This is a genomic window from Methylothermus subterraneus (genome assembly GCF_054656915.1).
Genome location: NZ_BAAHXK010000008.1, coordinates 89,643 through 115,783 on the forward strand (window position 1 = coordinate 89,643; position 26,141 = coordinate 115,783).

The following is a 26,141-nucleotide window of genomic DNA, read 5'->3' on the forward strand; positions in this document are numbered from 1 at the left end:
CCTATTCCAAATCGCTCAGGAAAGCTTTTAGCACCTTGCGGACCTTTTTCATCCCCTCGCGCAGGTGCTGCTCGATTTCGGCCAGCGTCACGATCCCGGCGGTTTTGCCGGCCGCCCAGTTGACGACCAGCGCAAGACACGCATACTCAAGCTCCAGCTCGCGGGCCAGGGCCGTTTCCGGCATCCCGGTCATCCCCACCACGTCGCAGCCGTCGCGCTCCATGCGCCGGATTTCGGCGGCGGTCTCCAGCCGCGGCCCCTGCGTGCAGCCGTAGCAGCCGCCGTCGATCGCCTCCAGCCCGCAGCCGCGGGCCGCCTCAAGCAGCCTGCGCCGCAGCTCGGCGCTGTAAGGATAGGTGAAGTCCACGTGGGTGACCGGGGCGTCTGCCGACTCGAAAAAAGTGTGGGCGCGGCCGTAGGTGTAGTCGATGATTTGGTCGGGCACGACCAGCGTCTGGGGGGCCATCTTGGGCGTGATGCCGCCGACGGCGGCCACTGCGATCACGTGGGTGACGCCGACCTGCTTCAGGGCGGCGAGGTTAGCGCGGTAATTGATCCGGTGGGGGGCGAGGGTGTGCGCTTCGCCGTGGCGGGCAAGAAAGACGATTTCCATCCCCCCCAGGCGGCCAAAAGAGAGCGGCGCCGAGGGCGCTCCATAAGGGGTCAAGACGGTTTCGCGCCGTACCTGCTCGAAGTCCTCCAGACGGCTCAAGCCCGACCCGCCGATCACCGCCAGTCGCATTCTTCTTCCTCCCGCACCGCAAAGATCCCCGGCGCGTTGCGCAGATACCCCTTGTAGTCCATCCCGTACCCGAACAGATAGCGGTCGCCGCACCTTAGCCCCACGTAGTCGGCGCGGCAGGGTTTGGGTTCGGCAAGCTGCTTGTCCACCAGCACCGCGATTTTCACTCCCAAGGCACCGCGGCTAAAGCAATAATCGCGGATCGCCGCCAAGGTGATTCCTACATCCAACACATCATCCACCAGCAACACCTGCCGCCCGGCAAGCTCTAGGCTCGGCTCGTGCAGCCAGTGCAGCTTCGCGCCTTGGGTGCGGCCCCGGTAACGGGTGGCGTGCACGCTGTCGAGCTCCAGCGAGAAAGCCAATTGGGGGAGCAGCTTGCCGGTGACGATAATGCCGCCGTTGAGCACGCACAGCACCACCGGGTTGAGCGCGGCCAGATCGCGGCTGATTTCTCGCGCCATGCGCGCCAGAGCCGCCTCGACCGCCTCTGGGGGATACAATCTTTCGGCGCGCGCGCGGACGCGTTCGATCTCCTCAAGCGGACTCATCGTCGGCTCGATTTTCTGCCGCCTCCAAGGCGGCCAAGCGTTTTTCCAGCGCGTCCAAAGCGTTGAGCAGCAGCCCGATCAGCACCCCGATCCACACGCCGATGGCCAAAAACCCGGCGCTTTCGACCCAATCCGGCTTCGCCCGCGCCAGGTCTAAACCGATGAACGTCACCGCCTGCACGCCGAAAATCCCAGCCAGCACCTCGGTGTACCAGTGCGGTTTGGCGCGCCTTAGGCCCAGCAGCGCGATCGCGATGCCGAGCCACATCCCTGCGTACATGGCCACGGTGACCTTTTCAAATTCAAACGCCCCGAAAAACAACAGCAGCACCCCTTGGCCGCCGACGATTCCCAATAAAAACTTTTGCACTTTAGTCATGATTCCTTCCAGCTTAGGGCTTCAACCACCTGCCGCGCTGCCTGGAGCGCTTCCGGCGCCAGCGGGACCTTACGCCCCCGCAGCCGGCCCAGACGGGCGCCGCGTTCGGGATCGGGCCGCCAGGCGACGCTATCGAGCAGATCCAAGCTCTCGTGCGGGCAATTGCACGCCAACAGCATATCACATCCGGCGGCCAGGGCCGCCTCGGCGCGCGCCTTAAGCTCGCCCACGCACGCCGCCCCCGCCATCGCCAGATCGTCGCTAAAGACCGCCCCGGCAAATCCCAGCCGCTGCCGCAGGAGGGTTTGGATCCAAACCGCAGAAAACCCCGCCGGAAGGGAATCCACGGCCAAATAGCGCACGTGGGCGCACATCACCGCTTCCAGCCCATCCGCGATCAGGCGCTGAAACGGCAACAGATCGCAGGCTTCCAGTTCGGCCAAACTCCGCCCGTCCTCCGGCAAGCTCAGGTGGGAGTCGGCGGCCACGCCGCCGTGGCCGGGAAAGTGCTTGCCCACCGCCGCCATCCCGGCGCGCCGCATCCCGCGGGCGAACGCTCCGGCCAACGCCGCGACCGCCTCCGGTTCGGCGGCAAACGCCCGATCGCCGATCACCGCGCTCACTCCGTGGTCCACATCCAGCACCGGGGCAAAACTCAGATCCACATCCAGCGCGCGCAGCTCCGCCGCCATCAGGAACCCGGCCGCCTCCGCCGCGGCGAGCGCCGCTCGGCGATCCTCGCGGTACAGGGCGCCAAACCGCGCCGCCGCCGGCAAGCGGGTAAAGCCTTGGCGGAACCGCTGCACCCGGCCGCCTTCCTGATCGACTGCGATCAGGATAGGTTTTCCCGCCGCGCAGCGGATGGCGGCGACCAACTCGGCAAGCTGGGCCGGATCGCGATAGTTGCGGGTAAACAGGATCACCCCTCCCACGCCGGGGTGGGCAAGCTTAGAGCGCTCCTCGGCGGTCAGCTCCGCACCTTCGAGATCGAGCATGAAAGGCGCAACAATCGGCTCGGGCATGACACTCACTTTGCAGTCTTCAAGATCGCCATTATCCACGCCGCCGCCAGCGCCGCCAACAGGTGTTTGAGGGTGTGCCCGCTGATCCAACCGGTGCCAAGGAAAATCTCCGCATCGAGCCGCTCGGCGAACTTGGCGGCCGCATAGCACGCCAATCCCCAATAAACCGGGCGGCGCGCGAGCCGGCCCGGAGGAAACAAGGCAAAGATCGCAAGGACGATCACCGGCGGCAAAAACTGCACCAAACCATACAGCCTCAGATCGTCAAACGCCCACCAGACGGCGATGCTGGCCAAGCCGAGGGCGATCAAGGCGGGTAGGATCCACGCCTTGAGCTGAAACTGATCGATCAGCACCGCCGCCAAAAACCCCATAAACGCCAGCGTCATGGGCAGCCTATCCCAAACCAGGCGGGAAGCATCCGGCGCTAGGTGATACCACGTCGAACCCAGACCGGTCAGCCCCACTCCCCACCAGAACACGCGTAACGCCGGCTTAAAAGGAGCGGGCGCGGACTTCGCCGAGCGCAGCCCAAACCCACCCACCCCAACCAGCGCCAGGCTGGAGAGCACGTTGAGGCAGTTGGGCAGCGCCCCGCAGGCGCGGCTGTCGGCAAAGCGATGGTAGGTAGGGTCCTGCGGGATCGGTCCCAGCATTAAGGCGCCGATCAGCGCTGCGGCAATCAGGCCATACACCAGGAGGTAACGCCACGCGCTCGGCACGTCCCAAACCCAAGTTTAGGCTTGGACAAAACTTCCCACCTCGGCCTCTGCCAGCGCTCGGCGTAGATCCGCGCCGGCCAACTCCAGCGCCCACCCCAGAACGCCGCTGCCGATCACCGCCTGCGCGCGCGCAAAGACCCCTTCATCCACCAACACCCGAACGCTCTGGGGCAGAGCCAAGGGTGGGACCGCGCCGATCGGAAACCCGGTCGCCGCCAGCACGTCCTGCGGCTCGGCCAAGGTCAAGCGGCGCTCGCCCAAATACTTGCGCAGCCTTCCCCAGTCGACCCGGCCGCCGCCGGCGAGGGCAAGCAGGACGAATTCTCCCGCGCCGGTGCGAAACACCAGGCTGCGGACGATGCAGCCCGGATCCCCACCCTGGGCAGCGATCCATTCTTCCAGCGTGCGCACGGGTTTGCGGTCCGGGGTCAGAGGGATCTCGATCGGCCGGTAAGCGATGCCCAGCCGGTCAAGCAAACGGGTGACGGGAGAATCGAAAGCAGAAAGCATGGCCAACTCCAAAGTGATGCATATAAAACGCAATCCCCTTATAATGTGCAGCTTCTGGAGAGGTGTCCGAGTGGTCGAAGGAGCACGACTGGAAATCGTGTATACCCCCAAAAGGGGTATCGAGGGTTCGAATCCCTCCCTCTCCGCCAGCCTGAACAAAGGCCCCGGCGGCTACCGCCGGGGTTTTCGTGCCTAGTTCCTGAGCGCGTGAATCGGCGCCGGGATCCTGCCGCCGAAGCGGACAAAGCCCTCGCCGCCGCTGCGGACCGGCAAGATAGGAGCCTCCCCAAACAGCCCGCCGAACACGGCGCGCTCGCCGGGGTGTTTGCCGGGAACCGGAATCAGCCGGCAGGCGGTGGTCTTGTGGTTCATCACCCCGATCGCACACTCGTCGGCGATCAACCCGGCGATGGTCTCGGCCGAGGTGTCGCCAGGGATCGCGATCATGTCCAGACCCACCGAGCAGACGCTGGTCATCGCCTCCAGCTTCTCCAAGGACAAGCTGCCGGAGGCAGCGGCCTGCGCCAGGACCGCGTCCTCGCTGACGGGAATGAACGCCCCCGACAGCCCGCCCACCGAGGAAGAAGCAAACGCGCCGCCCTTTTTGACCGCGTCGGTCAACAGCGCCAGCGCCGCGGTGGTCCCCGCCGCGCCGATCCGCTCGATTCCCAACATCTGGAGGATCTCCCCCACCGAGTCGCCGATACGCGGGGTAGGCGCCAGCGACAAATCCACGATCCCGAACGGAATTTTAAGGCGCTCGGCCAGGGCGGTGCCGATGAGCTCGCCGATGCGGGTGACGCGGTAAGCCGTGCACTTGATCTCTTCGGCAAGATCGCCCAGGGTAAGCCGGGTTTCCGCCGCGCGCAGCCGCTCCACCGCGCGCTTGACCACCCCCGGGCCGCTGACGCCCACGTTGAGCACGCATTCGGGCTCGCCCACGCCGTGGGTGGCCCCGGCCATGAACGGATTGTCTTCGGGCATGTTCGCGAACACGACCAGCTTGGCGCAGCCGAATCCGTCGCTGGCGGCGGTGCGCTCCGCCAGGGCCTTGATCGACCGGCTGACCGCCAAAATGGCGTCCATGTTGATCCCCGCGCGGGACGAGGCCACGTTCAGCGCCCCGCAGACGCGCGCGGTGCTCCCCAGCGCCTCAGGCAAGGCTTGGATCAGCTCCTGATCGGCGGCGGTGGCGCCTTTTTCCACGCTCGCCGAAAAACCGCCCACCAAGTCCACGCCGATCTCGGCGGCGATGGCGTCCAAAGCCTTGGCCACCTGCACCATGCCAGGCGCGCCGTGGCCCGCCGCCCACAGCGAGACCGGCGAGACCGCGATCCTATAGTTTACGATCGGAATCCCGTACTGCTCCGAGATCCGGCGCCCCTGTTCCACGAGCCGGCCGGCCAAGTCGCGGATTTTCTGGCGCGCCTTTTTGCATACCAGATCGATGGAAGGCCCGGCGCAGTCGAGGAGATTGATGCCCAGCGTAATGGTGCGCACATCGCAGTTCTCGTCCTGAAACATGCGCAAGGTCATGAGGATGTCTTCGGTGCGCATTTATCTTCCCTCCGCGCCCAGCCGCACCAGCCGCCGGATCGCTCCCACCTCGCTGGTGGCGCGCAGGATGTCCTGGTGGAGCAGGTGCAGCTGGATCTTAAGTTCCTGCCCCAGCGCTTCCAAGTCGAGCCGCATGCGCGCGGCCGAGCGCTTATCTTTGGGTCGGATCTGCAGGATCATGGTGATCTCGTCCCCTAAGGTGCGGGTGTAGAGGTCTTCGACGTTGATCCCTTGCGAGGCCAGATAGCTCGTCACCTGCGCGATCACCCCGGGGCGGTCCTTGCCTTGGATGGTCAGAAAATAAGTCCCCGCCTCCTCCTCCGGCACGAACGCCGGGACCGGGTCGTAGCGGCGCACGCAGGCCGAAAGCGCCAACTCCGGTTCGGCCGTCTCGATCCGCCGCCGGATTTCCTCAGGTTCCAGGTTAGGCGGCAGGCTCGCGCACAAGATGAGGGTAAAATACCCACGCATCACCGTCTGGCTCAGTTCCGTCACGTTGCCGCCGAGCTCGAACACCGCCCGGGTGATGGCGGCGATGATCCCGGGGCGGTCCTTGGCCATCACCGTGATGATATAGTCTACCGCCGTTTCTGCCAGCTCGCCGTTTCTCATCGACTCCATCCAAGCCTAAGATTAAAGTACTGTAGTATACGGTCTAAGCGCTCGATTCGCATGGCTTATGCAGCAACTTTCAATTGAAGCGCAAATCCAGGCCGTGGGCAAACAACTTCAGCGCTTGGCCGGCCACGCGCCGCCTTCGCTGTTCGATCCCCGCGGCCTCCGCGGCCGCGTGTTGCAAGCGGCGATGCGTGACGCAGCGCTGCGCACGGCGCTGTTTCAGTTCGTCGACGTTTTGCCGGCGCTTGCATCCGAGCAGGAAATCGCCGAGCATTTTCAAAGTTATCTTAAAGCTTACGCCAACCGTCTCGGGGGGCTTTGGGGCCGGCTGTTCGCCTTGGGCGGCCTTCCTGTTGCCGCTTCTGCCGTGCGCCGGATCGTTTCCCGCCTGGCCCGCCAGTTCGTGGCGGAGGAGCGGCCGGAAAGCTTACAGCCGGTGCTTGCCGAGCTTACCCGCCTGCCGGCGGCGGTGACTCTAGACGCGGTGGGCGAAGCCGCCTTGAGCGAGCGCGAGTGCGAGGGTTATACGGCGCGGTATCTGGCCTTGCTCGACCAGCTGGCCGCTGTCCCAGGGCTTCCCGGCCGGCCCCCGGTCCACCTTTCGATCAAACTCTCGGCCTTGACCGCCCGCTTTGATCCCCTCGATTATCCCGGCGTGCGCCGCCGGGTGTTCGCCCGCCTGATGCCGATTCTAGCCAGGCTGCGCGAGCTCGGCGGGGGGATGACGGTGGACATGGAGCAGTACGAATTCAAACCTTTGACGCTGCGCCTGTTCAAAGACCTAGTCGAAGCCGAAGGCGACGGCCGCTGGCAGGCAGGCATCGCGCTGCAGGCCTATCTCAAGGACACCCCGGAAGACCTCCAAGACCTTCTCGCTTGGGCAGAAAAGCGCAACAAGCGCCTGGCGGTGCGTCTGGTCAAGGGCGCTTACTGGGACACCGAAGTCGCCCTCGCCCGCCAGCGCGGCTGGCCGGTCCCCGTGCTTCTCACCAAAGGCGCCACCGATGCCCAATACGAACGGCTTTTGGATCAACTGTTCGCGCGCAGCGATCTGGTCTACCCGGCGGTCGCCAGCCACAACTTGCGTAGCCTCGCTTATGCCATCGCTGCCGCCGACCGGCGTGGCCTCTCTGCGTCCGCCTGGGAGATCCAGATGCTGTACGGGATGGCTGAACCCTTGCGCCACGCGGTCGCCGCCATGGGGCTGGCCTTGCGCGTCTATTTGCCGGTCGGCGAGCTGCTGCCCGGGATCGCTTATCTCATCCGCCGCCTGATCGAAAACACCGCCAACACCTCGATCCTCCGCCACGCCTACGTCGAAGGCGCCGAGCTGGACCAACTGCTGGCCCCGCCTGCGGCGGGGGAGGCACCGCCCCTAGCGCGGCCTTCAGGATTCGTCAACCTGCCGTTGCGCGACTTCAGCCAAGCCGCCAACGAAGCGCGGTTTCGACAGGCGCTCGAGCGCGTGCGCGCAAAGCTCGGCGGGCGCTACCTGCTCGCCATCCCGGGAGCGGCTCCGGAAGGGGTGGGATGGACGGCTTCCTGCAATCCGGCGCGGCCGGGGGAGATCCTAGGACACGTGGCGGTCGCCGGGATCGCCCAGGCCGAACAGGCGGTCGCAAACGCCCGCCGGGCTTTCCCTGCCTGGCGCGACACCCCGCCTGCCGAGCGCGCCGCCTTGTGCCGCAAGGCGGCCGAGGCGATGGCAGCCCGCCGCGACGAGCTGGCCGCCTGGCAGGTGCTGGAGGTGGGCAAAAACTGGCGCGAAGCCGACGCCGACGTGGCCGAGGCGGTCGATTACCTGCGCTACTACGCCGGGCAGATGGAGCGCCTGGCCGACTGGCGCGAGACGGTCAGTTTCCCTGCCGAGCGCAACCACCTGCGCTATGAGCCGCGCGGGGTGGCGGTGGTGATCTCGCCCTGGAACTTCCCGCTGGCCATCCTCACGGGGATGACCTGCGCCGCTTTGGTGACCGGTAACACCGCCATCGTCAAGCCGGCCTCGCCCGCCAACCTGGTCGCCTACGGGCTCAAGGAAGTCCTAGAAGAAGCCGGATTTCCTCCGGGGGTCTGCCAGTTCCTGCCGGGGGAGGGGCCGGTCATAGGAGAGTACCTGGTCAAGCATCCCGACGTCCACCTCATCGCCTTCACCGGTTCACGCGCGGTGGGCCTTGAAATCCTCCAGCAGGCGTACACGCCCGCACCGGAGCAGCGGCACGTCAAACAAGTGATCGCCGAGATGGGCGGTAAAAACGCCATCGTCGTGGACGAAGACGCCGACCTCGACGAGGCGGTGGGCGAAATCCTTCATTCCGCCTTCGGCTATCAGGGCCAGAAGTGCTCGGCCTGCTCGCGCCTGATCGCCGTGGGCCGGGTGCACGACCGACTGGTGGAGCGCCTCGCCGCCGCCCTGGACAGCCATCCTTACGGTCCGCCGGAGGATCCGGCCTTTCAATTCGGCCCGCTGATCCACGCCGCCGCCCGGCGCAAGGCCTTGGGTTATATCGAACTCGGCCGGCGCGAGGGGAGGCTCTATTATCTTGGCCGGGTCCCAGAGGACGGCCATTATTGCCCGCCGGCGATTTTCACCGACATCGAGCCGCACCACCGGCTGGCGCGGGAGGAAATCTTCGGCCCGATTCTAGCGGTGCTGCGCGCCCGGAGCTTTAAGGAAGCGCTCGAGCTCGCCCTCGATTCCGATTACGCCTTGACCGGCGGGGTGTTCTCGCGCCTGCCCGAGCATCTGGAACTGGCCCGCGAGCGCTTCCGCGTGGGCAACCTCTATCTTAACCGGCGGATTACCGGCGCCCGGGTAGGGGTGCAGCCCTTCGGCGGGGTCCGGCTGTCGGGCCTGGGCGTTCAGGCCGGCGGAGAAGATTACCTAAAGCAGTTCTTGTGGACCCGGGTGGTCAGCGAGAACACCCTGCGCCACGGCTTGGTCCCGGACGCACCTTAATTGTCGAACCAAGCGGCGCCAACGCATCCCCGCGCGCAATGGAGATCAGATCCTAACGCCGGTCCAGGCAGGGGCGTCGCTGGCCGGGAAGCTCTCCTCCAGCGCCTCTTCGAGCTTGCGCTCGTATTCTTGGCTGTGCGCAGCAAACTCTCCAGCCAACGCCTCGAAGGCCGTCGCCTCTATGGCCGGCCAGATCTCGCTGTGGGCGATCCCGAGCGAACGCACGATCATCGCCACTTTCATAGCAGCCGCGTTGTCTGGAGCCTCTAAGAGATAGAGCAGATCGTAGGGGCCAAGCAAGGCGTAGTAGCTTTCGATGGTGGCCCAAGGCGCCAAATGCTGAAGTTTGTGCTGGATTCTCTGCCCCAGCTCGCCCAGAGCCGGAGCGGTGGACAATAGCTTTGGCCCAATGCGGCAGGCCAGGAAGTATTTCGCCATCGCCTATCTCCTCTTGAGTTCTTAGCTCTCCAAGAGCGTGGGTTTGGCTTCGTGCCATCCGCTCCGGACCAGAAACTCCCCAAAGCCTTCGCCGTCTTGGCGCTCGCTGGCGTATTGCTGCAGGCAGCGGGAGAGCACCGCAAAAATGCGGGTCTCGTCGATATTTTCCAGGTACAGCGTGGCCAGGCGGTCGCCGCCGCCGCCTAGGTACAGATTGTACTTGCCGGGCGCGCGGCCGCTTAGGCCGATCTCGGCCAGATAAGGGCGGGCGCAGCCGTTGGGACAGCCGCTGATGCGGACGGTGATCGCCTCTTCCTGCAGGCCATAGGAATTCAGAAGCTGCTCGAAGCGCTCCATGAAACGCGGAAAGTAGCGCTCCGCCTCCGCCATCGCCAGGTTGCAAGTGGGCAGCGCCACGCAGGCCAGCGAGGCGCGCCGGGAAGGGGATTCTTGGCGGCAAGAACCCAACTCCTCGAGCAAAGGCTCCAGGCGGGGCCGATCCCGCTCTTCGATTCCCGCCAGGATCAAATTCTGATTGCAGGTCAGGCAGAAGTAGCCGGTGAATTCTTCGGCGATCCGCGCCAAGGCGCGCAGCCTCTCTCCCTGGATGCGCCCGCACTCGACGTACAAGCCATAGTGCCACTTGCCGTCTTGCCCCTGGAACCAACCGAAAGGATCGGTGCGGCGGGTGAAAACGAACGGGCGCGCGGCCGCCAGCGCAAAGCCCAGGCGCTTTTCCAGCTCGCCGACGAACCAGTCGCGCCCGTGAACATCCAGCGTGTATTTGAGGCGGGCGCGGGAGCGGTTTTGGCGGTTGCCGAAATCGCGTTGGATCGAAACCACCGCCTCGGCGACCTGAATCACCTGTTCTGGCCGGCAAGAGCCGATCACCTCCCCGAGTCTGGGGTAGGTGGCCGGGTCGCCGTCGGTGCGGCCCATGCCGCCGCCTACCGTCACGTTAAAACCGGCGATCTCGCCGTCCTCGACGATCGCGATGAAGCCCAAATCGTGGGCGAACACGTCCACGTCGTTGTCGGGGGGAACGGCCAGGGCGATTTTGAACTTACGCGGCAGATAAGTGGTGCCGTAAATCGGCTCTTCCTCGCCTTTGGGCCCTTCAGCCAATTTCTCGCCGTCCAGCCAGATCTCAAAATACGCGCGCGTTTTAGGCAGCAGGTGTTCGCTCAAATTGCGGGCCAGCTGCCAGACCTTAAAGTGGACGTTGGAGCGGAACGGATCGGCGGTGGCGATCACGTTGCGGTTGACGTCGCCGCAGGCGGCGAGGCTGTCGAGCCGGACCGCGCACACGCCTTGAATCAAGGGTTTTAGGTGCCATTTCAGCACCCCGTGAAATTGGAAGGTCTGGCGCGTAGTCAGGCGCAAGCTCCCGTTGCCGTAACGCTGCGCCAACTCGGTCAAGGCGAGCCACTGCTTAGGGGTCGCCACTCCGCCGGGTAGGCGCAGCCGGACCATGAACTCATACGCCGGCTCCAGCCGCTTTTGGCGGCGCTCCTGGCGCAAATCGCGGTTCTCTTCCTGATAGATGCCGTGAAATTTGAGCAGCTGCCGATCGGCCTCTTCCGGAAAGCCTGCCGTTATTCGGTCCTCCAAACCTTCGGCAAGGGTTCCCCGAAGATAGCGGCTTTGGTGCTTGATCTTTTCGTTGGGATGAAGCTTTTCCAAGGGTTGAGAGAGATCGGCGTCGCGTTTTAGCATATCAATACACGTCTTTGAGATAGCGCTTTTGTTGCTGCAGCGCCTGGACATACTCTTCGGCCTGCTCCAGGCTGCGCCCGCTCTGCTGGTGGATCACTTCGATCAGAGCCCGGTGCACGTCCGGCGCCATCCGGCTGGCATCGCCGCAGACGTAGAAATAGGCGCCTTCCTCCAGCCACGCGTACAGCTCGCGCGCTTGCTCGAGCAGGCGGTGCTGGACATAAACCTTCTCCGGCCCATCGCGCGAGAACGCCACCTCCATGCGCGTCAGCAAGCCTGTTTTCAGCCACTTCTGCCACTCTACCTGATACAGAAAGTCGGTGCGAAACCGCCGTTCGCCAAAGAACAACCAATTTTTTCCCTTGGCTGCGCCCGCCTCGCGTTCCTGCAAGAAGGCCCGAAACGGCGCCACTCCCGTTCCGGCTCCCACCATGATGATAGGGGCGTTGGGGTCTTTGGGCAAACGGAAGTGTTTGTTCGGTTCAATGTAAATGGGGATCCGGTCACCCACTTTGACGCGCTCGGCAAGATAGCTCGACGCCGTGCCCTGGCGCAGCCTGCCGCCGGTTTGATACTCGACCACCGCCACCAGCAGGTGAAGTTCGTCCGGGTAGGCCGCCTGGCTGGAGGCGATGGAGTACAGTCTAGGCTGCATCGGCCTAAGACAGGCAAGAAACTCTTGCGCCTTGAGCCCAGGCAGCGGAAACTCGTGCACCAGATCGACGATCCAGCGCCCGCGGATAAATTCCATCAGCTCGCGGCGGTTTTCTGGCAGGCAAAGGCGCTTGAGCTTTGGATCCGGGTTAAGGCGGGCATAGCGCTCCACAAACGCCGGCGCCAGGTGCGTAATCTCATAGTCGCTTCTAAGGGCTTCGCGCAAAGGTAGGGTGCCTTTGGGGGTTTGGATTGGCTCCTCGGCGGGCAACCTCAAGGCCTCGAGCAACTCTTCGACCCACTCGGAGGCGTTGGTGGGGAGGACCGCCACCGCATCGCCGGGCTCGTAGCTCAGCCCGGAAGACTCGATGGACAATTCCAAATGGTGGGTTTTTTTGTCGGAGCCGCGGCCGTTGAGGTTGACGTTTTCGAACACCAGCGCCGCATAAGGATGCTGGCGATCGTAGCGAGCGGCTGGAGCCGACGCGGTTTTGACTTGGAATGTTCGCGCCAGGGAGCGGTCGAGGCACTCTTGCAACTTGGCCACCACCGCCTGCATCCACTCGCCGGCCGGCTGCTCGTAGTCTACGTCGCAATCGCAGCGCGGATACAAGCGTTCCCCTCCTAAGGCCTCCAAGCGCGCGTCGAGGACCTTGCCGGCTTGACAGAAAAACTCGTAGCTCGAATCCCCAAGCGCCAGCACGGAGAACTTAAGTCCATCGAGCCTCGGGGCTTTGAGCGAATGGAGAAACGCAAAGAATCCTGCCGCCGGAGCGGGCGGATCGCCTTCCCCGTGCGTGCTGGTGACGACCAGCAAGAATTTTTCTTGCTTGAGCTGGCGCACGTCGTAATCGGCCATGTCCACCGCCTTGGCTCTGAGCCCAAGGTCGATGAGCTTTTGGCACAAAGCCTCGGCCAGGGCTTGAGAATGGCCGGTCTCGGTACCGTAGAGCACGGTAATCCAGGGGGTTGGGCTGCTTGCCTGCGCTCCCTCGCGCGCCAGCGCCGCCAGATAGCCGCTTACCCAGAGCCGCTGCTCGTAGGACAAAGTAGCCACAAGCCGCTCGAGCAATTCGGTTTGTTCCGCCGTCAAAGGCGAATGGGAAAATCCGCTCATTCTTTCGATCTCTTAAAGTGCTCCTGTGGGCAGGGGAAGAAGTATAGAGGAGCCATTAGTAACCAAAAAGAATAAGTTTGCATTTTTATATTTCTTTTGATTCCGCCAGGCGTTTGGCGAGCGCGATCCGCTCTTCTAGGGAAGTTGGGATCTTTGCCATCGCTTCCACTTGGCTAAGGCGCTGCAACAGCCCAGCGCGATTGGCAATCTGAATGGCAAGACCCGGGCGAGCGTTCATCTCCAGCATGAGGGGCCCAAGACGGCGGTCCAACACCACGTCCACGCCGATATAGCCCAACCCCACCAGATCGGCGCAGGCGGCGCTCAGGCGCAGGATGGTCTCCCAGTGAGGAATCTTAAGGCCGACGATCCTTCCGCCGGTGTCCGGGTGCTGGTCGAGCACGGATTCCTTCCAAGCCCCCGCGAGGGTGCAGCCGCTGCTCAGATCGATGCCTACGCCAATCGCGCCTTGGTGCAAATTGGCTTTGCCGTCTGAGATTCGGGTCGGCAGCCGGATCATGGCCATGACCGGAACCCCACGGAAAACAATGGTGCGGATGTCCGGAACACCCTGATAGCTGACGTTTTGGAACACGGGGTCGAAATCGACGCGGCGCTCGATCAGTGCGCTATCCGGCAAGCCGCCCAGGCTGTAGAGGCCGCTTAAGATATTGGATACGTGGAACTCGAACTCCTCCCGGCCGATCACCGCGCCGCTGCTTTTGCGGTAGCCGCCGCGGGCGCATCCGGTGATCACCAAAATCCCTTCGCCGCCGCTGCCGCGGCTGGGCTTGACCACGAAGCCCTCCGGATAACGCTCTAAGCGTTCGTGCAGCGCCGGGATCTGGCGCTGGATCTCCACCACCTCGTACAAGTCGGGCACGGGCACGCCGGCCGCCAGCGCCAGGCGCTTGGTTTTAAGCTTATCGTCTACCAAGGGGTAGAGGCGCCTCGGGTTGTAGCGCATGATGTAGTCGGCGTTGCGCCGATTCATGCCTAAAATCCCCAAACGGCGGAGGCGGCGCCAGGGAAGAAAGCGCTCCCAACCGGCAATCATCCCGGCTTCCGGCTAAGAAACGCCCTAAACCGCCACAGCTCGGTCAGGCGATAGCCGGTATAGCGGCCCACAAGCAAGGTGAGAGCCAACACGATCAAGAGCGTCTCGGGAAATACAAAGAAAAGATGTTGAAGCACGTCGTTTTGCATGAGCAGAAACGCCAACACCGCGACCGTCAAGCTGCCTATGCCTTGCTTGAGGGCCTCGGCAGGCCCGTGCTCCTCCCATAGGAGGGCCATGCGTTCGACCGTCATGGTCAAGATGACCATCGGGAACAGCGCCACCGACAACCCCCGTTCCAAACCCAGCTTGTGGCTCATGAGGCTGATCAGCGCCATCAAGATAATGACCATGATCAAAACCGACGCCAACCTCGGCACCAACAGCAACTCTAGGTATTCCAGATAAAACCTAAAGCTCAACCCCAGCGTCACGACCAAGGAGAACAACAACACCCCCCAAAGCAGTTCGGTCTCGCGAAACGCCAACGCGATGAGGATAGGCATAAACGTGCCAAAAGTCTTGATCCCCACCACGTTGCGCAGCAACACGATCAACAACGCCCCCACGGGGACCATCAGCAGCACTCGGTACACGTGTTGGGTCTGAATGGGCAGGCTAAACAGCGAGAACTCCATCAGGTCGGAACCCAGCTTGCGCGCGCGCTGCTCGGCGATGCGCACCGCCTCCTGAGTATGGCGGCTGACCGCAAGCTCGAGCTTAATGTTGTTCCCGCCCTCGCTGACCGCCACCGGCTCACTTCCCACCGCCCAGATCAGCGCATTTTCTGGAATCCCGCTGTTTCCGCTTTCCGGGTCAAACGTCACCCACTCCTCGCCGTTATGCACCTGCAGCCAAGGCAGCAATTCCCCGTGCTGCACCTTGTCGTGCAGCACCAGTACCTGCACGGGGCGCGAAGGAATCCGCGCTCCGGCAAGCAATTGCCGAATCCGCTCGACTTTCTCCTGCGGCGTCTTGAGGTCGCGCAGCAGGATCTGGACGTTGGCGTCCGAAGCGGCCGCGTTCAGGCGCAACAGCAACTCGCGGGTAAAGGTAAGGGTATCGGCAGACTTTTGGCGCACCTCGTCGAGCAGCGCCGTGACCGCGGCTGCGATTTCGGGCGAATATTCGGGCGCAGGCGGCGGGGCAGGCAGGTCGCGCTTGACCTTCTTTTTCGCCGCTTTCTCGCCGGCCGCTTCGACCTCGGGGGTGCGCGTCAATTGCAGGTGGTAATAAAGCGTTTGTTCCCCTTTGGCCCGGCGGACCACCCATTCGGCAAAGCGGTTGTGCTTTTCTTCGTGGATCGTCAGGCCGTAGCGGCCAGAAACGAAATCTTCATCGAGGATCAAAAATCCCGGCGGAGCCTTGGGGAGGGCGAAGCGAAGCTTGACCGGTTTGCCTTTGGCCTTGAAGGTCAGCCGGGCCTCCACACTCCAGACCTCGATTTCTTCGGCCGGAAAAAGCGGCAACCCCAACCAAACGACTTTATAGGCGCTTAAAGTCAAGGCAAACGCCACCAAAGCTAGCGCCAGAAGCTTAAGATGCAAGTTCTTCAAAGCCGATCCTTTAAACTTAGCGCGCGCTCGGCTTTAGAGCTTGACGCCGAATCGACCAGGACTTTACATCGCTTGAGGCGCGTGTCGAGAACATAGGTGGCGGCCGGATCCACGAGAATCCGTTCTTGCTTGAGCAGGCTTCGGCCTAGAAGCACCGGATAATTAAAGCGCCCTCGGTCGATCAAGCTGAATTCGGCGCGCACCAGCCGATCGTCAAGGCAGACATCCAGAGCCACCACCGGCCGCTGCTGATAAGCGGCAGTATGGCGCTTGATCCGCACATCCCGGATCAATGGCCGCTCGATAGTTACCGGCTCCGCTTTGCGGCGCGGATCGAACGTCTTAAACCGCACCCACGCTTTCCCGTCGCGCTCAAAGTACTCGATATCGACGGCGTGGAGGGAAGAAGTTTTGGCGCCGGTATCCAGTTTCCCTTTCAGCTTGAGTCCAAAAGGCTCGAGCACGACCCACTCCAACCAGCCTGCAGTCAGCCGCGCTTGCGTACCCGCAACAGCGCAGGTCCCGGCTGCCAGGCCAACGACAAACACCATCGCCTTCCACAGCTTCAGGCGAGGCGATGCCAATAAGACGAAATTCAGGCAGCCTCCCATAAAGGCCGAGTTCCTCCTTGCTCTTTAGGCATCGTTGAATGTTCCACGTGAAACATTACCTTAAGATTCGCATCCGCAGCTTGTCCAAAGCCAAAGCGTGGATGCCGCCGAAACTGCCGTTGCTCATGAATACCCAATGGTCGCCGGGTTGGGCGAGCGCCAGCAATTCCTCAAGCAGCTCCTCTAAGCTATGGAAAACCCGAAGCGAGGGGCGATGCGATGCTAAAACACGCGCGTCCCAGCTCAACTCAGGAGGCGCATAAACGAAGGCCAGATCGGCCGCCGCCAGGGAATCTGCCAGGCTTAAGGCGTGTACCCCCATGCGCATGGTGTTGGAGCGCGGCTCGACGATGGCGATCAGGCGCTGATCCTTAATCCTAGCGCGCATCCCTTGCAAAGTCGCGGCGATCGCGGTGGGGTGGTGGGCAAAATCGTCGTAAACGGCAACACCCCCTACCACGCCCCGCAATTCCAAGCGCCGCTTGACCCCCGCAAAGCTTGCCAAAGCCGCGCACGCTTGCTTTGGTTCGATCCCCGCGTGATTGGCCGCGGCGATCGCCGCTAGCGCATTGGCGACGTTGTGGCGCCCGCTGAGCGCCCATCCCACCTCAAAGATCGGCGCGCCGCGATGGAAAACCGCAAACCGCCCGCCGTCCTCGGAGATCAGGCGCGCGCTCCAAACACTGCGCGCCTCGTCCACGCCAAATTCCTCCACCGGCGTCCAACAACCCCGCGCCAGCACTTCCTGCAAGCTGGGATCTTGAGCCGCCACGATCAGCCGACCGTTTCCCGGCACCGTGCGCACCAAATGATGGAACTGGACTTGAATCGCGGCGATGTCGGGAAAAATATCGGCGTGGTCGAATTCCAAATTGTTGAGGATGGCGGTGCGTGGACGATAGTGCACGAACTTGGAGCGTTTGTCGAAGAACGCGGTATCGTACTCGTCCGCCTCCACCACGAAGAAAGGCGAACTTCCAAGGCAGGCGGAACGGCCAAAATTCTTAGGTATCCCGCCGATCAGAAAGCCGGGGTTTTTGCCGGCTTTCTCCAAAATCCAGGCGAGCATCGCAGCGGTCGTGGTCTTGCCGTGCGTGCCGGCGACCGCGAGCACCCAACGCTTTTTGAGGACCGCCTCGAAGAGCCACTGCGGACCAGAAGTGTATGGCAAGCCGCGATCCAACACCGCCTCCAGCTCCGGGTTGCCCCGCGACAGGGCGTTGCCGACGATCACCAGATCCGGGGTTGGATCGAGATTGGCGGGAGAGTAAGGATGCAGCCGAATGCCCAATTCCTGAAGTTGAACGCTCATGGGAGGGTAAACGTTCTGGTCGGAGCCGGTGACGGTAAGCCCAAGCTCGCGGGCCAGAACCGCCAGCCCTCCCATAAACGTGCCGCAGATGCCGAGGATGTGGACGCGCATGGACATAGTTTACCCAAAGCGGGGCGATTTTGCTGCTGCTTTAAGGCGCCCCTGCAGTTTAGGGGGATGGGGCAGGCGCTGGATTGGAAGGCGCAGGCTCGCTCTGCCCTTCGGTTTGGGGCGGATTTTCGGCCGGCTTGGACGACTCCGCTGCTTGGCTCAACAGCTTAAGGATTTCTGGGTTGCCGGCCTGTTTGGCTTTGTCCAGAACCGACCGGCCGGCCTTGTCCTTGGCAGTGGGATCGGCGCCGGCCGCCAAGAGTTCTTTGACCACTTCGGTCCAGCCGCCGACGACTGCGTCCATCAACGGGGTCACGCCGCGGTTGTCGGCGGCATTGACGTCGGCGCCGTAGCTCAACAGCAAGCGCACGCTGCGGACGTTGCCGAAGGACGCCGCCGCCATCAGCGCCGTGCGCCCCGTATTGGTCCTGGCATCCACGTCCACTCCTTGCGCCAAAACCGACTGAAGTTGCGTAATCCGCCCTTGACTGGCCGCGGCAAACAGCTCGGCGGCCGGATCGCCGGCCTGCGCCAACGCGCTCGTCAACAGCAAAAACCAAACATACCTCATCGCTTTTCCCGCAAGCCTCGCCTTGGCAAGTATAGCCGGGCAGGCCGCAAAAGTTGCATCGAAGAAAAGCTTAGGTTACAAGAGACCGTTAGAGAATTGCCTTTTTCGGTCTAAGCAGCGGAGCGCTTTCATGGCCCATTACGCGATCGGCGACGTGCAAGGTTGCCTGCAGGAACTTCAGAAGCTTTTGGACAAGATTCGATTCGATCCGGCCTCCGACCGGCTTTGGTTTACCGGCGACCTAGTCAACCGCGGGCCACACTCTCTAGAAACCTTACGCTTTGTTAAATCCCTAGGCAACAGCGCGGTGACCGTGCTGGGCAACCACGACCTGCACCTCTTGGCGGTCGCGCACGGCCAAGAATACCGCCACAAGCAAGATCTGGATGAGGTGCTTACCGCGCCGGATCGGGAGGAGCTGCTCGACTGGCTCAGGCATCGCCCTTTGCTCTACCACAACGAGCGCTTCTGCCTGATCCACGCCGGCCTGCCCCCGCAGTGGAGCATCGCCACGGCGATCCGCTGCGCCAAGGAGGTCGAGGCGGTGCTGCAAAGCGATTCCTGGCGCGAGTTCCTGCAGCGCATGTACGGCAACGAACCCAATCTCTGGTCGGAGGATCTGAGCGGTTGGCCGCGCCTGCGCTTCATCGTCAATTGTTTTACCCGCCTGCGCTACTTAGACCCGCAAGGCCGTCTGGCGCTCGAACCCACCGCCCCGCCGGAAAAATTGCCGCATCTAATCCCGTGGTTTAGGTTTCCCGGGCGCTTGAGCCAAGGCCAGGAAATTATCTTCGGTCACTGGTCCACGCTGGGTTTTGTGGCCGAGAACGGCTGCTTTGGTATCGACACCGGCTGCGTGTGGGGAGGGCAGTTGACCGCGCTGCGCCTAGACGGAGAAATGGATCGGGTGAGCGTTGCTTGCCCGTGCTACCGTCGGCCCGGCTGAACGCGCTCGAGCAGGACGAAGCTGTAGGGGTGGGGGAAGCCCTCGGACCGCCGCTCCAACCGGTAAACCTCGTGAAAAATCGGCGGCCATTCGGGGAAAAAGGTATCGCCTGGGTAATCGGCGTGAACCTGGGTCAAATGGATTCTATACGCCACAGGGAGCAGAGCGGCATACAGCGAAGCCCCGCCGATCACCATCAGTTCCTCCCCACGAACCGCGGTCAGCGCTTCTTCCAGCGACCTGACCAGCGTGCATCCTGGCGCTTTAAATCCCGCCGTGCGGCTGACGACGATGTTGTGCCGTCCCGGCAGCGGGCGACCGATGGACTCAAAAGTCCTCCGCCCCATCAGGATCGACTTGCCCCAAGTGATCTGCCGGAAACGGCGCAAATCTTCAGGCAAATGCCAAGGCAACCGCCCACCCTGCCCGATCACCCCGTTGCGCGCCACAGCGGCGATCAAAACGACGAGGGGTTTCATACCGCGACTTCCGCTTTAATGGAAGGGTGCGCTCGGTAGCCGTGCAGCTTGAAATCTTCAAACCGATACGCAAACAGCGACGGCGGCCGGCGCAGGATTTCCAAGCGCGGCAGCGGGTAAGGCTGGCGCTGAAGTTGCAACCTGGCTTGCTCCAGATGATTGCGGTACAAATGCACATCACCTCCGGTCCAGATCAGCTCGCCGACCTCAAGCCCTACTTGATCCGCGACCATATGCGTCAAAAGCGCGTAGCTCGCTAAGTTGAACGGTAACCCTAAAAACACGTCCACCGAGCGCATGTGAAACATGCAGGATAACTTCCGGCCCGCAACGTAAAACTGAAACGCATAGTGGCACGGCGGCAGTTTCATTTTGTCCAGGTCCGCCACGTTCCAGGCGCTCACCAAAAGCCGCCTGGAGTTTGGATCGCGCTTTAAAGCTTCCACGACCTCAGCGAGCTGATCGATGATTTTCCCGTCTGGACCTTCCCAAGCGCGCCACTGCTTGCCGTAGATCGGCCCCAAATCGCCGGCCGGGTCGGCCCATTCGTCCCAGATGGTCACCCCGTGCTGATTGAGATAGCCGATGTGGGTGTCGCCGGCGAGAAACCACAACAGCTCGTGGACGATGGAAGGCCAATGCAGGCGCTTGGTGGTCAACAGCGGGAACCCTGAGCGCAAATCCAAGCGCAGCTGGCGGCCAAACACGCTCAGCGTCCCAACCCCGGTGCGGTCCTCCTTAGGAACACCGTGCGCCAAGATATCCTGAAGCAGCTCAAGGTAAGCGCGCATCGCTCGCTTTGCCGTGGCGATAGGCCCACACCCACAGCCCAAGGCCGGCCGCGATCATAGGGAAAGACAACACCTGCCCCATGGTCAACCAGCCAAACGCCAGATAGCCGATGTGGGCGTCGGGCTCGCGGATGAACTCCACCAAGAAACGAAAGCTGCCGTAGCCGAGCAAGAACAGCCCCGAGACCGCCATCCTCGGGCGCGGCTTGGCCGAATAAAGCCACAGGATCGCAAACAGCGCAACCCCCTCGAGCAGCGCCTCATACAGCTGCGAGGGATGGCGCGGCAGCTTACCACCGGTAGGAAAAACCATTCCCCAAGGCAGATCGGTGACCTTGCCCCACAACTCGCCGTTGATGAAATTGCCGATGCGGCCGAAAAACAGCCCGATCGGCACCAGCGGCGCGATGAAGTCGGTGACCTCAAAGTACCCCCGCCCGTGCTTGCGGGCAAACCACCCCATCGCCACCAGGACCCCGAGCAGGCCGCCGTGGAACGACATGCCGCCTTCCCAAACGCGGAACAAGCTCAAAGGGTCGCGGAGGAAAAGCCCCAAGTTGTAAAACAACATGTAGCCGATCCGGCCGCCGAGCACCACCCCCAAGGCGCCATAAAAGACCAGATCGTCGATTTCCTCCGCGCGCCAGCCAAACCTCGGGGCGCGGAAGCGAGCCAGAATCCAAGCGCCCAAGAAGCCAAACAGGTACATAAGACCATACCAATGGATCTTGAGCGGACCAACGTGGATCGCGACCGGATCGATGCGCGGGTAAGGCAACACGGCTAGACGTCCAGATTCACCACGGCCAAGGCGTTTTCCTCGATAAAGCGGCGGCGCGGCTCCACCTGCTCGCCCATCAGCGTGGAAAAGATTTCATCGGCGGCGACCGCGTCTTCTATCGTCACTTTCAGCAGCCTGCGGGTTTCGGGGTTCATGGTCGTCTCCCACAGCTGCTGCGGGTTCATCTCGCCGAGGCCTTTGTAGCGCTGAATTTGCTGGCCTTTGCGCGCCTCCTCCAGCAACATCGCAAAGACCTGCTTAAAATCTTCGACCCTTTGCCTGCGCTCGCCGACCTTGAGCACGGTCTCCTCGCCAAACAGAGCAGACGTTTCCTGACCAAAACGCGCCAGCTTCAAGTAGTCTGCCGACTGGAAAAAGCTTACGAGCACCTCGAAACTTTTGCTCACCCCATACAGGCGCTTGTGGATCGTGGCTTTGAAGCCTGCGTCCTCGGACCAGGCGAGCTGGACGGTATAACGGGCTTGACGATTAAGGCGCGCCTCCAACGCTTTAAACCAGCTTTCTAAACTTCTAGGATCGGAAAGCCGCGCCTCATCCAAAGGCGGCAAAAACATCAGCGCCTCTAAAAACGCCTCGTCGTAATGCAAGCTGTGACGGCGGATGACGTCCTGTACCGCAAGATAGGCCCGCACCAGGCGCTCCAATCCTGCCCCTTGAATCGGCGGGGTGGTCGGATCCGGCAGCAAAGCCGCCTGATCGAGCGCAAGCTGGAGCAGGTAGTCGTGGAGCTCGGCCTCGTCCTTGACGTAATGCTCTTGCTTGCCTTTCTTGACCTTGTACAGGGGCGGTTGGGCGATGTAAACGTGGCCGCGCTCGATCAAATCCACCATCTGCCGATAGAAAAACGTCAACAGCAAGGTCCGGATGTGGGATCCGTCCACATCGGCGTCGGTCATGATGATGATCCGGTGATAGCGCAGCTTTTCCGGGTCGTAGTCGTCCTTACCGATACCGCAACCTAGGGCGGTGATCAAGGTGGCGATCTCGTCGGAAGACAGCATTTTGTCGAACCTGGCCCGCTCCACGTTGAGGATCTTGCCTTTGAGGGGCAAAACCGCCTGGGTACGGCGGTCGCGCCCTTGCTTGGCAGACCCCCCGGCCGAGTCGCCTTCGACGATGAACAGTTCGGAATGGGCCGGATCTTTTTCCTGGCAATCGGCCAGTTTGCCAGGAAGCCCCCCCATGTCCAGGGCGGTCTTGCGCCGGGTCATCTCGCGCGCGCGGCGGGCCGCTTCTCTTGCCCTGGCCGCTTCCAGGATCTTGTTTACGATGGCTTTGGCGGCCTGCGGGTTTTCGAGCAAAAACTCCTGGAACTTGTCGGCGACGACCGCCTCCACCACCGGCTTGACCTCCGAGGAGACCAGCTTGTCCTTGGTCTGAGAAGAAAACTTGGGGTCGGGCACCTTGACCGACAGAACCGCGATCAACCCTTCCCGGACGTCGTCGCCGGTCGGATGAATCTTAGATTTTTTCGCGATCCCCTGGGATTCGAGGTACTGATTGAGCGTCCGCGTGAGCGCCGCGCGGAAACCGGCCAGATGCGTCCCCCCGTCCTTCTGCGGGATGTTGTTGGTGTAACACAGGATATTTTCCTGATACGTGTCGGTCCACACCAGCGCCGCTTCCACCTCGATGCCTTCGCGGACCGCGTGACAATAAAACACTTTGTCGAACAGCGGGGTCTTGTTCTTGGCGAGTTGCCCGACGAAGGCCGTGATCCCGCCGGCAAACTGAAAGTTGTCCTCGCGGTCGGTGCGCTCGTCGCGCAGGCGAATGTTTATGCCCGGATTGAGGAAGGAGAGTTCGCGCAGGCGCTTGGCGAGAATGTCGTAGTGAAACTCGGTGTTGCTGAAGATCGCCGGGCTGGGTTTAAAGCGCACCTTGGTGCCGGTGGTTTTGGCCGTGCCTACCGCTTCCAGCGGCGTCACCGGCTCGCCCAAGCGGTAAACCTGGCGATACAGTTTGCCGTCGCGCTTGATCTCCAAGATCAGCTCCTCCGACAGCGCGTTGACCACCGACACCCCCACGCCGTGCAGCCCTCCGGAGACTTTGTAGGCGGAATTGGAAAACTTACCGCCTGCGTGCAAAGTCGTCATAATCACTTCGGCTGCCGACCGCCCCTCTTCCGGCATGATATCGACCGGGATGCCGCGGCCGTCGTCTTCCACCGACACCGAGCCGTCGGCGTGGATGACGACCGAGATGTTTTGGCAATAACCGGCCAGAGCTTCATCGACGGCGTTATCTACCACTTCAAAAACCATGTGGTGGAGACCGGTGCCATCGTCGGTATCGCCGATATACATGCCAGGGCGCTTGCGCACCGCATCTAGACCTTTTAAGACCTGAATGCTGGAGCTGTCATAAACTGAAGTTGCGGTATTAGGCATAGCTTTCCAAATTGCTTCAACTTAAAACCCGGACGACCCCTCGGTCCATCAGGAAGGTTCGCGCGGCACGGGAGGCCAAATCGGCCAATGCTTCCGCCCGGGTTGCGGTGATAAAGACTTGCGATTCCAACTGGACGATCTGTTCGACCAAAAGAGCTTGATTTTCAATATCCAATTCCGCGATCAGGTCATCGATCAAAAGGCAGGCAGGCCGTCCTAAGCAGTGGAGCTGTCCTAGAACGAGAGCGTAAGCCAAAAGCTTCATCTGCCCGCGGGAGAAACGATGGCACACCGGTCGCCCTGCGACATAGGCCATGAAGTCGTCCCGATGTGGACCGCTTTGGGTATGGCCGTGGCGCACATCGCGCTCTAGGTCATCGGCCAAGGCCGTCTCCAAGTCCTTGCCGGCGGCCCGCCCCGGCAAATAACGGAGCTCCACCTCTTCGCTCAGGCCCAACCGCGCCGCCACCCGCTGAAATTTAAGTTGTAAACCGTCTAAATAACGGCTCCGACAATCTTCAATTATTTTACCGTATTTCCCAAGTTCTTGCCCCCACAGCTTGGCGGCCCGCACATCGCCGCGCCTTAAGACGGCGTTGCGCTGCTCTAGGGCGCGCTGGTAACGGCGCCAAGCGGGTAAAAACTCCGGCTCGGCATAAAACACTCCCCAATCTAAAAGCCTGCGCCTGGCCCTCGGGGCGTCCTCAAACAAAGTATGCAGGCCCGGATCGATAAATTGCACCGGCAAAAGCTCAAGCAGCTCGGCGCGCGCCTGTACTGGCCGAGCGTCGAGCTTAATTTGTCGCCGGTTGCCCTCAAACCCAATCCCTACCGCCACCTCTCGCCCCTCGCTGAGCACTCTTCCTGCGACCGTCAGACGCTCGCACCCGTGCGCGATCAGCTCCAAGCTGCGCGCAGTGCGGAACGAGCGCCCTCGGCCCAACAAATAGATTGCCTCCAGCAACGAGGTTTTGCCGCTGGCATTGGGACCGATGATCAGGTTTAGGCGAGGATCAAAATGCAGACAAACGCGGTGGAGGTTGCGAAGCCGGTCGATCTCAAGGCGCAACAATGCCATTCATTCATGATACCCAAACCGGCCTTAGCCGGGGACCCACCGATAAGCGCAAAAGCGCTCGGTCCACTCCAACACGCGCCCCATTTGGGCTTGGCGGTCGCCGATCATCGCTTGGGAACCCGGCTTGATTCGCAGCGGGGGAAGCACCAGCACGCGGCTTTCCCCGTAAGCTGTAGCGATGGCCTGGACCGGTCTTTGCCCCTCGACTAAGACCTGCACCTCTTCAACTCCTTCCCCGAACCGATCCAAACCGATCCGGATCCGAGCTTCTTGCGGGCTCTCCCTGATCCACCGAACGACCGCCGCCAGCCGGGTTTCATCAAGGCATTTTAGCGCCACCAGATCGCCCGGCCGGATGGCCACGCGCTCGACCTCCAGCACCGCGCCGGGGTCGTCCCGGCGCCAGCGCAACAGGGCATTGAGCCGCCGCCAGACCCGGGAAGCCTCGGGCAAGGGCCTAGGGGATGGATCGTGATCTAAAGGAGTCAACTCGAACTCCGGCACCGCGAGCCAGCCGTTGGCCGCCGGGGAGCAGCGGTGTCTCAGTTCCGCCACAATGCTCTCCCACCCATGCCACAACTCATCCACCCTCCGGGTCAGCGGGTAGTCCTCCTCGTTTTGCACCTGGCCCAGGCAATGCCGCAGGCGCCGAGCCAAAAGCGGAGGCCACTGGCCCGCCGCGGGCAGGCGCAAGCTCAGGTAAAGGCCGCCAGAAGCGCTTGAGGTAGAACCTACGCGGCACGGCCCAAGCCCGCAGGAAAAATCCAACGACCAGCCATCCGCGACCGGGGTGGCGCTAAGTTCTAGGCGCCGCTTCTGCTGCCACAAAAACGCAAACAACTCGCCCACGCGTTCCGGGTCGAGCCACGCCGGCGCAAGCGCCCCCAACGCGAGCGCGCACTTGAAGCCATCTTCGGGGGTTTCCATCACGCCGCCGCGCAAAGGCTCGTTTACCGGCCGGCTCAACCAGCCTTGGGTTTCCCCTTGCCGATAAACTCGGCAAAGCCTCCTCCACACGCTGGGCTTGGGCGGCTCACCCAGTTGCACAATCCTGACCAGCATCCATCCCAACGAGGCCATGGCCCTATGGCCTGCGAGCGGGGTCGCTTCGGTCAGCGCGCTTTCAAAACCTAAAGCCAGTTCGTGATGCAACAGCGCGCCCAGCTTGGCGGCGTTTCTGGCCATTTCCGGCAGGGAGGCGGCAAAGCGGATCGCATCTCGAGCTAAAATTTCGGAAGCGGCAAACACCGAAGGGCGCAAAACCTCAAGCAGCGTCAGGCGCGTTGCCGCCGGCAGGGTTACAGCATGCAGCGCTTTAAGAACCGCATACAAACGACCGGCCTGGACCTTGAGCGGAAGCGCTTCCAGTTCCCCCACCCAGCGGGCAGCCGCCTCCGGTGCAGGCGCAAACGGCAGATCGCGCATAAGGCTTTCTAACTAGGGCTTACCCCTAAA

Annotated in this window: 24 protein-coding genes and 1 tRNA gene; 3 read left to right on the plus strand and 22 right to left on the minus strand. The window is 62.4% G+C overall.

All coding sequences use genetic code 11. The features are described from left to right. Window position 1 precedes the first annotated feature (1 nt). The 6 genes from ACYQ3M_RS08665 to ACYQ3M_RS08690 are packed head-to-tail and all read right to left on the minus strand — an operon-like array spanning window position 2 to window position 3,926. A complete protein-coding gene (locus tag ACYQ3M_RS08665; protein WP_460035681.1) occupies window positions 2-742 on the minus strand; it encodes an S-methyl-5'-thioinosine phosphorylase in 741 nt (246 codons plus the stop codon). Continuing rightward, complete coding sequence (locus tag ACYQ3M_RS08670) at window positions 727-1,293, minus strand: hypoxanthine-guanine phosphoribosyltransferase (protein ID WP_460035682.1); 567 nt, start codon at window positions 1,291-1,293, stop codon at window positions 727-729. Before ACYQ3M_RS08670 ends, ACYQ3M_RS08665 begins: the two co-directional genes overlap by 16 nt. Continuing rightward, window positions 1,280-1,672, minus strand: coding sequence for a hypothetical protein (locus ACYQ3M_RS08675; RefSeq protein WP_460035683.1), 393 nt, complete (start codon window positions 1,670-1,672; stop codon window positions 1,280-1,282). Before ACYQ3M_RS08675 ends, ACYQ3M_RS08670 begins: the two co-directional genes overlap by 14 nt. After that, window positions 1,669-2,694: a beta-N-acetylhexosaminidase gene (nagZ, locus tag ACYQ3M_RS08680; RefSeq protein WP_460035684.1), complete on the minus strand. Its 1,026-nt coding sequence runs from the start codon at window positions 2,692-2,694 to the stop codon at window positions 1,669-1,671. The genes ACYQ3M_RS08675 and nagZ overlap by 4 nt, the downstream gene beginning before the upstream one ends. Window positions 2,695-2,699: 5 nt before the next feature. Beyond that, window positions 2,700-3,416, minus strand: coding sequence for a ceramidase domain-containing protein (locus tag ACYQ3M_RS08685; protein ID WP_460035685.1), 717 nt, complete (start codon window positions 3,414-3,416; stop codon window positions 2,700-2,702). Window positions 3,417-3,431: 15 nt separating this feature from the next. Further along, complete coding sequence (locus ACYQ3M_RS08690; RefSeq protein WP_460035686.1) at window positions 3,432-3,926, minus strand: aminoacyl-tRNA deacylase; 495 nt, start codon at window positions 3,924-3,926, stop codon at window positions 3,432-3,434. A gap of 56 nt (window positions 3,927-3,982) precedes the next feature. Between ACYQ3M_RS08690 and ACYQ3M_RS08695 the strand changes: the two genes are divergently transcribed. Then, window positions 3,983-4,075 (plus strand) — tRNA-Ser (locus ACYQ3M_RS08695). Between the two features lie 43 nt (window positions 4,076-4,118). Here the strand turns inward: ACYQ3M_RS08695 and ACYQ3M_RS08700 are convergent. Further along, the gene (locus ACYQ3M_RS08700) at window positions 4,119-5,483 is read right to left on the minus strand and encodes a PFL family protein (protein WP_460035687.1); all 1,365 of its coding nucleotides are present in this window, start codon (window positions 5,481-5,483) and stop codon (window positions 4,119-4,121) included. Continuing rightward, on the minus strand, window positions 5,484-6,095 hold the full coding sequence (locus ACYQ3M_RS08705; protein ID WP_460035688.1) for a glycine cleavage system transcriptional repressor: 612 nt from the start codon (window positions 6,093-6,095) through the stop codon (window positions 5,484-5,486). Between the two features lie 67 nt (window positions 6,096-6,162). Between ACYQ3M_RS08705 and ACYQ3M_RS08710 the strand changes: the two genes are divergently transcribed. Further along, window positions 6,163-9,057, plus strand: a complete 2,895-nt coding sequence (locus tag ACYQ3M_RS08710; RefSeq protein WP_460035689.1) for a proline dehydrogenase family protein — start codon at window positions 6,163-6,165, stop codon at window positions 9,055-9,057. Between the two features lie 45 nt (window positions 9,058-9,102). Here ACYQ3M_RS08710 and ACYQ3M_RS08715 read toward each other — a convergent pair whose 3' ends face one another. The 8 genes from ACYQ3M_RS08715 to ACYQ3M_RS08750 form a co-directional block, all read right to left on the minus strand. Next, entirely contained in the window at window positions 9,103-9,495 is a 393-nt protein-coding gene (locus tag ACYQ3M_RS08715; RefSeq protein ID WP_460035690.1) for a GYD domain-containing protein, read from the minus strand. 21 nt (window positions 9,496-9,516) lie between these two features. After that, on the minus strand, window positions 9,517-11,211 hold the full coding sequence (locus ACYQ3M_RS08720; protein ID WP_460035691.1) for an NADPH-dependent assimilatory sulfite reductase hemoprotein subunit: 1,695 nt from the start codon (window positions 11,209-11,211) through the stop codon (window positions 9,517-9,519). A gap of 1 nt (window position 11,212) precedes the next feature. Then, window positions 11,213-12,982: an assimilatory sulfite reductase (NADPH) flavoprotein subunit gene (locus ACYQ3M_RS08725; RefSeq protein WP_460035692.1), complete on the minus strand. Its 1,770-nt coding sequence runs from the start codon at window positions 12,980-12,982 to the stop codon at window positions 11,213-11,215. 85 nt (window positions 12,983-13,067) lie between these two features. Next, a complete protein-coding gene (locus ACYQ3M_RS08730) occupies window positions 13,068-14,039 on the minus strand; it encodes an alpha-L-glutamate ligase-like protein (RefSeq protein ID WP_460035693.1) in 972 nt (323 codons plus the stop codon). Further along, window positions 14,036-15,595, minus strand: coding sequence for an inactive transglutaminase family protein (locus tag ACYQ3M_RS08735; protein WP_460035694.1), 1,560 nt, complete (start codon window positions 15,593-15,595; stop codon window positions 14,036-14,038). The genes ACYQ3M_RS08730 and ACYQ3M_RS08735 overlap by 4 nt, the downstream gene beginning before the upstream one ends. Further along, window positions 15,592-16,206, minus strand: a complete 615-nt coding sequence (locus ACYQ3M_RS08740) for an ATP-dependent zinc protease family protein (RefSeq protein ID WP_460035695.1) — start codon at window positions 16,204-16,206, stop codon at window positions 15,592-15,594. The genes ACYQ3M_RS08735 and ACYQ3M_RS08740 overlap by 4 nt, the downstream gene beginning before the upstream one ends. A 55-nt stretch (window positions 16,207-16,261) precedes the next feature. Next, window positions 16,262-17,635, minus strand: a complete 1,374-nt coding sequence (mpl, locus tag ACYQ3M_RS08745; protein ID WP_460035696.1) for a UDP-N-acetylmuramate:L-alanyl-gamma-D-glutamyl-meso-diaminopimelate ligase — start codon at window positions 17,633-17,635, stop codon at window positions 16,262-16,264. Window positions 17,636-17,687: 52 nt separating this feature from the next. Then, complete coding sequence (locus tag ACYQ3M_RS08750) at window positions 17,688-18,200, minus strand: ankyrin repeat domain-containing protein (protein WP_460035697.1); 513 nt, start codon at window positions 18,198-18,200, stop codon at window positions 17,688-17,690. Between the two features lie 130 nt (window positions 18,201-18,330). Between ACYQ3M_RS08750 and ACYQ3M_RS08755 the strand changes: the two genes are divergently transcribed. Next, on the plus strand, window positions 18,331-19,146 hold the full coding sequence (locus tag ACYQ3M_RS08755) for a symmetrical bis(5'-nucleosyl)-tetraphosphatase (RefSeq protein WP_460035698.1): 816 nt from the start codon (window positions 18,331-18,333) through the stop codon (window positions 19,144-19,146). On the opposite strand, the gene ACYQ3M_RS08760 is transcribed toward ACYQ3M_RS08755, so the two are convergent. Genes ACYQ3M_RS08760 through ACYQ3M_RS08785 form a run of 6 tightly spaced genes read right to left on the minus strand, consistent with a single transcriptional unit; the run spans window position 19,128 to window position 26,111 of the window. Further along, complete coding sequence (locus tag ACYQ3M_RS08760; RefSeq protein ID WP_460035699.1) at window positions 19,128-19,625, minus strand: dihydrofolate reductase; 498 nt, start codon at window positions 19,623-19,625, stop codon at window positions 19,128-19,130. The genes ACYQ3M_RS08755 and ACYQ3M_RS08760 overlap by 19 nt on opposite strands. After that, a complete protein-coding gene (gene thyA / locus ACYQ3M_RS08765; protein WP_460035700.1) occupies window positions 19,622-20,416 on the minus strand; it encodes a thymidylate synthase in 795 nt (264 codons plus the stop codon). The genes ACYQ3M_RS08760 and thyA overlap by 4 nt, the downstream gene beginning before the upstream one ends. Then, a complete protein-coding gene (gene lgt / locus ACYQ3M_RS08770) occupies window positions 20,400-21,197 on the minus strand; it encodes a prolipoprotein diacylglyceryl transferase (RefSeq protein WP_460035701.1) in 798 nt (265 codons plus the stop codon). The genes thyA and lgt overlap by 17 nt, the downstream gene beginning before the upstream one ends. A gap of 2 nt (window positions 21,198-21,199) precedes the next feature. Then, window positions 21,200-23,608 carry a DNA topoisomerase (ATP-hydrolyzing) subunit B gene (gene gyrB, locus ACYQ3M_RS08775; protein ID WP_460035702.1) on the minus strand — a complete coding sequence of 803 codons (2,409 nt, stop codon included), beginning with the start codon at window positions 23,606-23,608 and terminating at the stop codon, window positions 21,200-21,202. 16 nt (window positions 23,609-23,624) lie between these two features. Further along, window positions 23,625-24,686, minus strand: a complete 1,062-nt coding sequence (gene recF / locus ACYQ3M_RS08780; protein WP_460035703.1) for a DNA replication/repair protein RecF — start codon at window positions 24,684-24,686, stop codon at window positions 23,625-23,627. Window positions 24,687-24,710: 24 nt separating this feature from the next. Further along, window positions 24,711-26,111, minus strand: coding sequence for a hypothetical protein (locus ACYQ3M_RS08785; RefSeq protein ID WP_460035704.1), 1,401 nt, complete (start codon window positions 26,109-26,111; stop codon window positions 24,711-24,713). Between the last annotated feature and the right edge of the window lie 30 nt (window positions 26,112-26,141).